10 protein-coding genes are annotated in these 12,361 nt (G+C 31.0%); all 10 read left to right on the top strand.

The window, feature by feature from the left end; translation table 11 throughout:
• The first annotated feature begins 21 nt into the window (after positions 1–21).
• The 10 genes from nadB (at position 22) to H6W52_RS07180 (ending at position 12,358) form a co-directional block, all read left to right on the top strand.
• Positions 22–1,593, top strand: a complete 1,572-nt coding sequence (gene nadB / locus H6W52_RS07225; RefSeq protein WP_116097278.1) for an L-aspartate oxidase — start codon at positions 22–24, stop codon at positions 1,591–1,593.
• A gap of 16 nt (positions 1,594–1,609) precedes the next feature.
• Entirely contained in the window at positions 1,610–2,251 is a 642-nt protein-coding gene (locus tag H6W52_RS07220; protein ID WP_116097276.1) for a hypothetical protein, read from the top strand.
• 10 nt (positions 2,252–2,261) lie between these two features.
• On the top strand, positions 2,262–3,122 hold the full coding sequence (gene nadC / locus H6W52_RS07215; protein WP_076391631.1) for a carboxylating nicotinate-nucleotide diphosphorylase: 861 nt from the start codon (positions 2,262–2,264) through the stop codon (positions 3,120–3,122).
• A gap of 209 nt (positions 3,123–3,331) precedes the next feature.
• Positions 3,332–6,061, top strand: coding sequence for a TonB-dependent receptor (locus tag H6W52_RS07210; RefSeq protein WP_116097274.1), 2,730 nt, complete (start codon positions 3,332–3,334; stop codon positions 6,059–6,061).
• A gap of 73 nt (positions 6,062–6,134) precedes the next feature.
• The gene (locus H6W52_RS07205; protein ID WP_116097272.1) at positions 6,135–6,878 is read left to right on the top strand and encodes a nucleotidyltransferase domain-containing protein; all 744 of its coding nucleotides are present in this window, start codon (positions 6,135–6,137) and stop codon (positions 6,876–6,878) included.
• A gap of 36 nt (positions 6,879–6,914) precedes the next feature.
• A complete protein-coding gene (locus H6W52_RS07200) occupies positions 6,915–7,142 on the top strand; it encodes a hypothetical protein (RefSeq protein ID WP_116097270.1) in 228 nt (75 codons plus the stop codon).
• 35 nt (positions 7,143–7,177) lie between these two features.
• Entirely contained in the window at positions 7,178–8,335 is a 1,158-nt protein-coding gene (locus tag H6W52_RS07195) for a lanthionine synthetase LanC family protein (protein ID WP_116097268.1), read from the top strand.
• A gap of 8 nt (positions 8,336–8,343) precedes the next feature.
• Positions 8,344–10,602 (top strand): lantibiotic dehydratase family protein, encoded by a 2,259-nt coding sequence (locus H6W52_RS07190; protein WP_116097266.1) that lies wholly within the window; start codon positions 8,344–8,346, stop codon positions 10,600–10,602.
• A complete protein-coding gene (locus tag H6W52_RS07185) occupies positions 10,595–11,476 on the top strand; it encodes a thiopeptide-type bacteriocin biosynthesis protein (protein WP_116097264.1) in 882 nt (293 codons plus the stop codon). The genes H6W52_RS07190 and H6W52_RS07185 overlap by 8 nt, the downstream gene beginning before the upstream one ends.
• Positions 11,477–12,358 (top strand): lanthionine synthetase LanC family protein, encoded by an 882-nt coding sequence (locus H6W52_RS07180; protein WP_116097262.1) that lies wholly within the window; start codon positions 11,477–11,479, stop codon positions 12,356–12,358.
• Positions 12,359–12,361 lie beyond the last annotated feature (3 nt).

The following is a 12,361-nucleotide window of genomic DNA, read 5'->3' as shown; positions in this document are numbered from 1 at the left end:
CAATTGTCTTAAACTAAGGATATGATAAAAGCGGATGTACTGGTAATCGGTTCCGGAATTTCGGGACTCTCCTATGCCATAAAAATTTCTGAGCAGCTTCCTGATGCCAAAATAATCATCGTAACAAAATCGGACGAAGATGAAAGCAATACCAAATATGCACAAGGCGGTCTTGCGGTGGTTACAGATTCTAAAAATGATAACTTCGAAAAACATATTGCCGATACGATGCGTGCCGGAGACGGCGAAAACAAACGCGACGTCGTTGAAATGGTGGTTACCGAAGCACCTGCAAGATTTAATGAAATTGTAGAATGGGGGGCTAATTTTGACAAGAAAAACGGCGAATTTGCCTTAGGAAGAGAAGGAGGACATACGGAAAACCGAATAGTACATCATAAAGATATTACAGGTTTTGAAATCGAAAGGGCACTTTTGCAAACCGCAAAAAGCAGTCCGAATATTGAGATTCTCGATCATCATTATGTAATTGATATCATTACGCAGCATCACGTTCCGGGAAAAGAACTGAATGAAGGAGATATCCATTGCTACGGAGCCTATATTCTGGATGAAAAATCCAAAACCATTAAAAAAATCACCTCAAAAATAACACTTGTTGCAACCGGAGGAGCTGGACACGTTTACAAAAACACTACTAATCCGACGATCGCAACCGGAGACGGAATTGCTTTTGTGGCAAGAGCAAAAGGAAAGGTTTCCAATATGCAGTATTATCAGTTTCATCCGACTGCTCTGTACAGCAAGCTCGACGGAATGCTGTTTTTAATTTCAGAAGCCGTTCGTGGTGACGGAGCCAAATTAAGAACCAAAAGAGGCGAGAAATTCATGCATAAATATGATGAACGTGAAGAACTCGCTTCCCGGGATATCGTTGCCAGAGCCATCGATGCGGAAATGAAAATTACCGGTGACGAATTTGTAGGTCTGGATTGCCGTGAAATGGATCATGAAAAATTTCTTGAACATTTCCCGAATATTTATAAAAAATGCAAAGACGAAGGAATTGATCCTTTCAGCCAGCTTATTCCCGTCGTTCCCGCCTGTCATTATCTGATGGGAGGAATTGAAGTTGACCGCGACGGACAGTCTTCTATCCGAAATCTTTTTGCGGTAGGAGAATGTACCAATTCCGGTCTTCACGGAGCGAACAGACTGGCTTCCAACTCATTATTAGAAGGACTGGTTTTCGGACATAATGCCGCAATGAAAACTGTTGAACTTTTAAATGAAAATAATTTCAACTTCGATGATCTGAAAGCTGTTCCGGAGTGGAATGAAGAAGGCATGAAAATAATGGACGAAATGGTGATCGTTTCTTACCTGAGAAAACAGCTTCAGGAAATGATGAGCGATCTTGTAGGGATTGTACGCAGCAACCGCCGTCTGAATATGGCTTTGCAAAAACATCAGGAAATCGCTGCCGCAGTAAACGAAATTTACCACTACTCTATCCTTTCACCACAGTTATCGGAGCTCAGAAACTTAACAACCGTTGCCCACCTCATCATTACGCAGTCTATGGAAATGACGGAGAATAAGGGTGCGTTTTATAATAAAGATCTGGTTTAAGGAGTGGACAAGCAGTATGGAAATCTTCAGTCTGAGAATTTTAACCATCATGAATCTTTTAAACTTTTTAAGAGTCATGTTGATTCTTATCGTTCTCATCGTACTTGGTTTTCTTATTTTTGGAAGCAAGCATCATGATGAAATCTATTTTCTAGGCTGGATGTTCATTTTAGCGGCTGTATCTATTGGGGTTCGATTCTTTAATTATATAAAGAAAAATATCATTTCAAGAGCAAAATATCCTCTTCCATTAAATCTATTGTGCAATATACTTACAATGGGAAAACCTTATTATTTTGGAAAAGATCAATTCGATCTGGATGAAATTATAAATGATAACAAACTTCCTCAGACATTTTATTATATCAACAATCATCAACATCCGATTTTAGAATTTAAAAGAGATAAACTTCTTTTTCATGGGACAGAATATCAGTGGAAAAATTTGAACTGGAAATATTTTCTGTACATAGAAAATCCTGATGCTTACAAACCGCAAGGAAAATATTTAATAGAATTTACAGCAACCAATCAAGACAATATCCGAATAAAAAATAAAATTGAATTCGAAAAAATAAAAGCTGATGAAAATGAAGTAATTTTGCTTTTTGTTATTCACGATTTGTTATTCGGAACAAAAGCATCTTATTATTACTAAAATTAAAAATATGAAAAGACCGGCATACGTAACCGATAAAGTTTTAAAACAGTTTATTAAAAACGCTCTTGAAGAAGATATTCAGGATGGTGATCATTCTACGCTTTCCACGATTCCGAAAGATTTGGAACAAAGTGCAAAACTACTGGTAAAACAGGATTGCATTCTTGCAGGAGTAGAACTCGCTGAAATTATTTTTAAAACTTTTGATAAAAACTTAAAAGTTGAAACTTTTGTAAAGGATGGAGATGCAGTAAAATTTGGAGATATTGCTTTTATCGTAACCGGAAGCGCAAGATCAATCCTTTCAACAGAAAGACTGGTATTAAACTGTATGCAGCGAATGAGCGGAATTGCAACGTTAACGCACGACTGGGATTCCAGACTCATCGGCACCAAAACAAAACTTCTGGACACAAGAAAAACAACTCCCAATTTCAGGGTATGCGAAAAATGGGCAGTTGCTATTGGCGGCGGAACCAATCACCGATACGGTCTTTATGACATGATTATGCTGAAAGACAACCATATTGATTATAACGGAAGCATTACGAATGCCGTAAAAATGGCAAAAGATTACATCAAAAAGAACAAGAAAAAACTTAAAATAGAAGTTGAAACCAGAAATCTGGAAGAAGTTCAGGAAGCAATTGATGCAAAGGTAGACAGAATCATGCTCGACAACATGGATGTAAAAACTATGAAGAAAGCAGTAAAGCTAATTAACGGTTCCTGTGAAAGCGAAGCTTCAGGCGGAATTACCCGTGACCAGCTTAAAGAAATCGCTTCTACAGGCGTTACCTACATCTCTGCAGGGGCACTTACCCACTCAGCAGAAAATATGGATTTAAGCCTCAAAGCCGTGAAATAGCATTGAATTTTTATTAAAAATGATGCCGATTTGTTAAAAATTCAATAATGTGATTTTTTTCATGCGAAATCTCAATTATTATTCAATACATTGTAAATCAATATTTTAAACCTTATTAAGAACCTTTAAAAATTAACATACAGTTAATATTAGTTAAAATAAATTTCCTCAATTTTGCAGAAAATTAAATCTAACTATTACTAACGATTATGAAATTAATCAACAAATCAATGCTAACTGCGATAATTACATTATCCACAGCTAGTGTTTATTACGCTCAACAGGTTAAGGATACTGCAAATACAAGATCCAAAGACATTGAACAGGTTGTACTAACTGGAGTTGCTGATATTGCTAAAGACAGAAAAACTCCTGTAGCAGTTTCAACAATCAAAGCAGCACAAATCGTTGAAAAACTAGGTAATCAAGAGTTCCCTGAAATCCTAAACACTACGCCATCTGTTTATACAACAAAAGGTGGTGGTGGTTTTGGAGACGGAAGAATCAATATTCGTGGTTTTGCCAACGAAAATATCGCTGTTATGGTAAATGGTATGCCGGTTAACGATATGGAAAACGGACAGGTTTATTGGAGTAACTGGGCAGGTATGTCTGATGTAACTTCTGCAATACAGGTACAAAGAGGTCTTGGAGCATCAAAATTAGCGATTGCTTCAGTTGGTGGAACAATTAATATTTTAACTAGAGCTGCTGACAAAAAAAGAGAAGGAACTGTTTCTTTAGGTTTAGGTAATGATGGTTATCTAAAAACTTTATTTGCTTATAACACAGGTAAATCTGCGAATGGATGGTCTACATCATTCTTAATGAGTAGAACAGCTGGTGCAATGTATTTGGATGGATCAGATTTTGAAGCATACAACTATTATCTTGCTGTAGGTTATAAACCAAATGATAAACATGATTTTCAATTTACATTTACAGGGGCACCACAATGGCACAACCAAAACTTCACAAATACTATCGCAACATACCTAGATATGGGTGATGGAAAATTAGACGGAGTAAAAAGTGAAGACCCTAATAGAAAATATAATTCAAACTGGGGAACTTTAAATGGTGAGCAGTATACAACAAATAGGAATTACTATTCAAAGCCTATCATGTCTTTCAACTGGGATTGGAAAATATCTGAAACATCTAAATTGGCAACCGTAGCGTACGCTTCTTTCGGTAGAGGAGGAGGTACAGGTGCTATTGGTACAATCAATGGTAAAACTATTTTCAATTTAGCAAAAACTGCTGACGGACAAATTAGGTTTGATGACATTGTACGTTGGAATCAAGGAGCTGTAGTTTCTGATTTTACTGTAGGAACGACCTCTAATGCTCCTGCAAATACTTTCCCAGCTGGCCCAGGAGTAAACGTCTCAGATTCTCCCTCTGCATCTTCTGCTGCAACAAGCTTCAGAAATGGAAACGGAATCACTATGAGAGCAAACGTAAATTCCCATAACTGGTATGGAGTTTTATCTAACTTTAATCATAAATTAAGTGAAGAGCTTAATTTCTCAGTGGGAATTGATGCAAGATATTATTACGGATATCATCCTGGAATTGTTACTAATTTCCTAGGAGCAAATTCTTTATTAGAAAGAAGAGATTTAAATACTACTACAAATCCTAATTCACTAGTTGGACTCTCCATTACACAAGCTTATTCTCCTACACCTTCTGCAAATCCTTTTGCAAAAGCGGTAAAAGATAAATCGCAAATAGCGAATAGAAATTATGACGGCGAAGTTCTTTGGTATGGAGGTTTTGGTCAATTAGAATATTCTAAAAATAATTTTTCAGCTTTTATACAAGGTGCAATCTCTAATCAAGGTTTCCAGAGGATAGATAATTGGATTGTTGATGGTGTAACTGTACAAAGTGGGCAAACTGTTAATAGAAAATCAGGTTTCAAAAATATCTTAGGATATAATTTCAAGACAGGTGCAAATTATAATTTAAATCAAAATCATAATGTATTTGGAAATGTAGGTTATATATCTAGACAACCATTCTTTAATGGGGTTTATCCAAGTAACAGACAAGTTGTAAACCCTAACCTTACTAATGAAAAAATATTTTCAGCAGAACTAGGCTATGGTTACAGATCATCAAATTTAAGAGCAAATGTAAACTTATTCAGAACATCTTGGAAAGACCGTTTCCAAAGAAGAACAAATCTTACTGTTACTGATGCAAATAATGTTACAGTTCAAAATGCATATGCAGAAGTTTCTGGAATTGAGCAAATCCACTACGGTGCAGAATTTGACGCTACATACTCTATCGGTCAATATGTTGATTTAGAAGGAATGTTCTCTTGGGGAGATTACAGATATCACGGTAATGCCCAAGGTACAGTATTTGATGATAACAACAATCCTGTAAATTTAAAATCAGGATCAAACGTTACTACATTAGCATTAGACAATGTAAAAGTTGGGGATGCTGCTCAAATGACAGCTTCACTAGGTGCCACATTCAAACCCGTGAAAGGAATGAGAATAAATGCAAACTGGAGATGGGTAGATCAACTGTATGCTCGTTTTGATGTAAATGCTTTTGATTCTTCACAACAAACTGCAACTTATACACCTCCTGCCTTGGAAAAAGGTGCATTACGTTTACCTAGTTATAATTTATTCGATGTTGGTGCTTCTTATAAATTCGATATTGGAGCAAAACAAAGTTTAACTTTAGGAGCTAACGTATATAATTTATTTGACACAACGTATATATCCGAGGCTACAACAAACAACCACACAGGTCTTAATGCAAATAACTTTACAGGAACAGCTGCACAACAAGCAACTGCACTAGCAAATTACAATGCACAAGGTACTTGGAAAGGAATCCACCAGTCTAATCAGGTTTATTTCGGTTTCGGAAGAACATGGGCTGCTAATATAACTTTCAATTTCTAATAAATACATTAATTAGATTTTATAAATATCAATCCCGGCTTTTCGCCGGGATTTTTTTATTTTTATAAAAAAAATGGAACAAGCATTAGAGGAATTTATAAATTATTGGAAAGCAAAAAAATATGTTACTGGCATTCTATTAAGCGGAAGCTATGCAGTTGGTCTAGAAAATGAAAATTCAGATGTAGACATAAGATTAGTATTTACAAAAAAGCATAAGAAAAGTATAAAAGGAGTTCAACTTATAAATGGATATAAGTTTTCTTATTTAGGAAGACCTCTTCACACAACTTTAAAAAAGTTTTCTTCTGACTTTCTTGCCAATAATAAATTTGAAATAAGAATTTTTAGCATTGGAAAAATTCTTTACGATAAACAAAAAAGCGTTGACTTACTTATTGAAACAGCAAAAGTTTATTTACAAACACCATTTGTTAAAAGAAAAATGGATAAAGAAACCATAGAAATAAACATGTATTCTATTTATTGTAACAAAATATTTTTAGAGTCATTACCAGAGAGTTCACCTTTTTTTTCTTATCATTATTATAATTTTTTCAAGCAAACATTAAAATTTTATGGATCATATCTTGGCTATGAGTACTATATAGATTCAAAAATTGAAAAAATTCTCACAGATACAACATATCAAAAAATATATTTTTGGGATAAATTTCCTGATCAGGATTTTTTAATAATATGGTTAGATAATCTAAATAAAAATGAACGCAATTCAATAATATTAATCTATCTTTATTTAAGTAAAAAAATACTAAATATTGATGAAAAAAAATTCACAATGTTGTGGATTGAATAATTATTTATTTATATTTGTTAGTGTAAATAAAATAATATGGAAAAGAAAAAATTAAATCTTAAAAAAGTTAAGATTGCCAAGTTATCAACATCTTCACTAACTTCAGAAGCGCTTAAAAATGTAAAAGGTGGTGATTGTTTTTATTCAGTAGTGGAGACTGATACTATCACTCCTACCCCTACAACCATGGCTCCAAGCATTACAAGCTGCTGTGTTACAGGAGGAAGCGCAAATGAAGAAACTTGTAATACAAGACAATCTTAAAAAAATGCTTCTTAAAGAAGCATTTTTATTTTTATATGGATAAAAATGAAATTAGACATCAATTAGATTTAATAAATAAGAATATACTAGAAAGCCATTCTAAACAGAATAACATAGGCCTTCTAAACGGTCTAAATGGTTCATCTCTATTCTTAACATTCTATAATAAATATATACTAAAAAATTGTTCTTTATATAAATTAGAAGAAATTTTCAATGTTTGTATAGAAAAAATAAACAATAGCTATAGAACTGCAACATTTTGTGATGGAATCAGTGGGTTTTTATGGACATTAATCTTTCTTCAAAAAAATAATTTTATTGACAGTACAAATGATGAAATATTTGATTCACTGGATGACTATATTATTGAATGGAGTATGTTTTGTATTAATCATAGTAATTTTGATTTTCTTCATGGATCTACGGGAAGTATTATTTATGTAATTAAAAGAATAGAAAATTCACCAGAGAATTTAAAAAAATTTAAACCATTATTAGAAAATTTCATTAAAGGTTTACAAAAAAGATATTATGAAATTATATCATTTAATAATTTTGAAACTATACAAGAGATTAAAAATAGAACATATTTAGGATTGGCTCATGGCATTGCCAGTATTATCTTCACACTAAGTAAATTAATAGAATGCTCACCTTCTTTTGATACTCATAAATACTTGTTAGACTTATACATAAAATTTTTATTTTCAACCATTAAAAAATCTTCAGATAAAATCTCACTTTTTCCATCATGGCTTTCGCAAGAAACCAATATAAATGTTGCGGAATCTGCCCTTTCTTGGTGTACCGGAGATTTAGGAATTGGTATTTCTCTTCTAAATAATGCAGAAATAACTAAAGATAAAAATATTAGGATAAAAGCAATTGAAATCTTAAAACATTCCGCTATGAGACAAGACTATAAAAATTATCAACTTACAGAACCAGGAATATGCCACGGCTACTTTGGAGCCTTTAAAATTTTCACAAGAGCTTATAATCTTACTGGTATAAAAGACTTTTTTACAGCAAAGGAGTTTTGGTTTAGAAAAGGTTGGGAGTACCTTAATGAAAATGAAATGCCTAATGATTTCTCCATTCTTAATGGCCAAGCCGGAATTGGTCTTGCATTGATTGATGCTTACACTGAAACAGATCATAAATGGGGAGAATGCATGTTAATATCTTAATAATTTAAATGAGCCAATTTCCATATAGAGCCTTAGATAATTTTGTTTTAAGAACACCATCAAAATCATTAAGTTCTTTAAAAAATTTATTACGAAAAGAAGATGTCTTAAATGATGAATTGAAACAGTTTTGCTCTGATCCCCATTTTCAAGAAGCATTATTTTTAGCATCTCCAAATCTTTATGAAGTTTTGATAGATTATTTAAAAACTGAAAAACTAACGTCTAAAAAAAGAGACAAACTTAAGCTAAGTTTACTTAAATATATATCCAGAATGTCTTCAAGAAGTACCCCTTTTGGACTATTCTCTGGATATACAATTGGAACTTTTAATCATAACACAGATTTAGAGCTAAATGACATCTCTATGTTTTCGAGATTTACGCGATTAGATATGCAATATCTTGTAGCTTTGTCTAAAAACTTTACAAAAGATAAATCGATAAGAAAAACCTTATTATTTACTCCAAATACTAGTTTATATAAAATTGGAAATCAGTATAGATACATTGAGATCTCTTACTTAGAAAACTTAAAGAGGGTTCATCATATAGAAGCTGTAGAATCAGACAAATATCTTGAATTTATCTTTAAAGTAACAAAAAAAGAAAGCAAATCAATTGATTTTATTGCAAATGGATTAATCAATTTTGATCCTGAAATAACAATAAAGGAAGCATATTTATATATAAATCTGCTTGTTGACAACCAAATTCTTGTTAGCAATATAGATCCAGTTATCATTGGTAAAGACTATTTAGAAATCATAAGAGACTCCATCTCATCAAAAAACGAATTAAAGACTTTAAATTTATTAAATAAATTAATACAGAATCTTGATGAAGAAGTTATAAATCCTGTTCAAAAATACTACAATATCAAAACTGTTGCTGAAAAATTAAAAACTGAAATAGATTTGAAATATTTTTTTCAGACTGACTTAAAAGTTAATTTAAAGAGCAATTTTCTAGAAAGAAAAATATTGAAGGATTTAAAAGAAGGTATCATTTTTTTAAATAAACTATCAATCATTTCTAAAAATACTTCTGAATCATACCTTGACTTATTTAAAACAAATTTCAAAAAGCGTTACGAAGATCAGGAAATACCTCTTGCAAAAGCACTAGATCCTGAATCAGGGATTGGTTATAAACACAGTGATATGAGTGAAATTATTCCTGATAATAACTTTATCGATCACTTAATTATACCGAAGTCAGGAAATAACAAGAATGAAATTCCTTGGAATAATGTTAATGCAATTTTTCATTATAAAATTTCTCAAGCCTATAAAAATAATGACTATATAATTAAATTATATCCAGACGATCTTCCTGAATGGATCGATGAAACATGGGATGATCTTCCTGATACACTATCTTTAATGACCGAGATTGTATGCAATGATGGAATAAAGAAAATAAAAATTTTAGGAACAGGCGGATCTAGCGCTGCAAATCTATTTGGCCGATTTTGCTTATGCGATCGTCAACTTACTGCTCATGTTAATTCGATTATTGATATTGAAAAAAAGATAAATAGCAATGTTATTTTAGCAGATATTTCACATCTTCCTGAATCAAGAATTGGCAATGTAATTTGTAGACCAGCCTTTAACAAATATGAGATTCCTTATCTTGCAAATTCAGTAAAACCTCAGGATTATCAAATATCTATTGATGATATCATGATCTCTATAGTTAATAACAAAATTATACTTAGATCAAAAAAATTAAATAAAATAATTTTGCCCAGATTAACTAATGCCCATAACTTCTCGGCAAACTCACTTCCTATTTATCAATTCTTGTGTGACCTACAACTTCAAGGAAAACGCTCTGGCCTGGGTTTTAGTTTAGGATCTATGGCAAAAAACTACAAATTTATTCCAAGAATAGAGCTTAACAATGTTATTCTTAACCCAGCAGTGTGGAATTTAAGAAAAAAAGATCTGGAAATATTTACTGAAAATTCAAACATTGATTTTGACTTATTAAACGCAGCAAGAATTACTAGAAATAAATGGAAAATGCCCAAGTATATTCTTCTTACCGAAAACGATAATGAGCTATTAATAGATCTGGAAAATAGAGACAGTATAAAAATGATGGTTGATGCAATAGGAGAAAAAGAAAATTTTATTTTTAAAGAATTTTTGTTCACTGATGATAAACAAATTTTACGAAACGCAAATGAATATCATACAAATCAAATTGTAATAACTTTTTACAATAATCAAAAATTATCAAATATTAATAATGGCTAAAGAAATGCAGCGTAATTTTCTAATAGGTGACGAATGGATTTATTATAAATTTTTTTGTGGACACAATGCATCTAATAAAATCATAACAGAAATACTTCAACCTATAACTAAAGAACTTTTAGCAGATAAAATAATTAGCCAATGGTTTTTTATCCGCTACAATGATCCTTCATACCATGTAAGATTCAGAATTAAATTAACAAATCCAAATTATGTAGGGCATGTAATTTTAAGATTAAATGCTTATTTAAAAACATTCGTTTCAGAAGAACTCATTTGGAATGTGGAAATCGACACTTATAAAAGAGAAATCGAGCGCTATGGATCTAAAACAATGCTAATTTCAGAAAATATTTTTTTTTATGATAGTAAAATAATATCTGATTTTATAGAATTTGATGGAAATACAGATAAAATGCATTATAAAAATTTATTTGGTCTTAACTTAATGAACTTCTATCTTGATTCATTCGGTTTATCACTTGAAAGAAAAATTTCTTTTACAGAATCTTTAAAAAACTTATTTTATAAAGAATTTGGTAACGAAAAATACATAAAAAAACAAATAGATCAGGTCTTTAGTAATAATAATATACTAACAACCAACCTATTATTAAATAAAATAACTAAAAGAAATCCTCTAACAAAATATATTTTTTCATATAAGAAAGAAATGCAATTAAATATTAATATGATAAAAAAGTTAGATAATAAAAACGAATTAGATGTTAATATAAATAATTTAATATCTAGTTACATACATATGTCTATTAATAGACTTTTTAAAGCAAACAACCGTTTGCACGAATTAACAATGTATGACTGTTTGTGGCGATACTATAAAAAATTATATTTTATGTCGAAAATTTCTTAAATGCCTAACTATTTAGACGAATTACACTCAATACTATTACAGCAAAAAAATTGTGAAGATTGGGATTCAGGATTGAATGGGAGAAGTGCTGTTGCGCTATTCTTCTTTTATCATTATAAGCTAACCAATAAAATTGATTCGTACAATAGAGGGATTGAATTAATTGAATATGAATTAAATAATTTAAAAAATATTTCAAGCGTAAGTTTATTTAATGGAATTTCAGGTATAGCTTGGTCTATTAATCATTTGTGCGATGAAAACTTATTAGACTTTGTACATGATGAAATACTTCCAAATCTATTTGAAAAATCTCTGAAAAAAATTTTCTTTTCAAAAGATTTAATATTGTCGAATCAACATTTTGAGACTAATTGCGACATTTTATTTTATTTTGTTGAAAGATTTTCTTCGACAAAATCAAAAAAATTTAAAGAAAAGTATAAAATTTTCATTAACCAAAGCTTAATATTTTTTACTCATTCTTTTTATCAACTTAAAGAAAATAATTACTACGAAAATATATCTGTCAAAATTTTAGAATCATTTATAAAAATTTTAAATCTCCTTAAAAATCTGTTCTCATCGCCACTGATTGATTTTTTATTATCAGAAAGTATAAAATGGATTATAAAAAATCCTCTTATACAATCAAATTCTTCAATTTACAGACATGTTAACATATCTTTAACTTATATAAAAGATGAAAAATTCATTAAGAAAGTAAATATTTTTCTTAATAAAAAATCAACTGAAAATATATCTCTTTGTAACAGTAAAGAAATTGGAATTTGGAACTCGGGCTACAGTAAAGTAGGATTAAAATTAATAACTGAACAGGAAGATTGCATTAAAGATACATTACAATATCTTCTTTATTGATAT

This window comes from Chryseobacterium sp. C2(2020) (assembly GCF_014218915.1).
Lineage (GTDB): Bacteria > Bacteroidota > Bacteroidia > Flavobacteriales > Weeksellaceae > Chryseobacterium > Chryseobacterium mucoviscidosis.
This window is presented reverse-complemented; position numbering and strand designations above follow the sequence as displayed.

Excerpts from the sequence above, each read along its gene's own strand:
- nadB (WP_116097278.1), top strand. The coding sequence starts at position 22 with ATGATAAAAGCGGATGTACTGGTAATCGGTTCCGGAATTTCGGGACTC.
- H6W52_RS07220 (WP_116097276.1), top strand. The coding sequence starts at position 1,610 with ATGGAAATCTTCAGTCTGAGAATTTTAACCATCATGAATCTTTTAAAC.
- nadC (WP_076391631.1), top strand. The coding sequence starts at position 2,262 with ATGAAAAGACCGGCATACGTAACCGATAAAGTTTTAAAACAGTTTATT.
- H6W52_RS07210 (WP_116097274.1), top strand. The coding sequence starts at position 3,332 with ATGAAATTAATCAACAAATCAATGCTAACTGCGATAATTACATTATCC.
- H6W52_RS07205 (WP_116097272.1), top strand. The coding sequence starts at position 6,135 with ATGGAACAAGCATTAGAGGAATTTATAAATTATTGGAAAGCAAAAAAA.
- H6W52_RS07200 (WP_116097270.1), top strand. The coding sequence starts at position 6,915 with ATGGAAAAGAAAAAATTAAATCTTAAAAAAGTTAAGATTGCCAAGTTA.
- H6W52_RS07195 (WP_116097268.1), top strand. The coding sequence starts at position 7,178 with ATGGATAAAAATGAAATTAGACATCAATTAGATTTAATAAATAAGAAT.
- H6W52_RS07190 (WP_116097266.1), top strand. The coding sequence starts at position 8,344 with ATGAGCCAATTTCCATATAGAGCCTTAGATAATTTTGTTTTAAGAACA.
- H6W52_RS07185 (WP_116097264.1), top strand. The coding sequence starts at position 10,595 with ATGGCTAAAGAAATGCAGCGTAATTTTCTAATAGGTGACGAATGGATT.
- H6W52_RS07180 (WP_116097262.1), top strand. The coding sequence starts at position 11,477 with ATGCCTAACTATTTAGACGAATTACACTCAATACTATTACAGCAAAAA.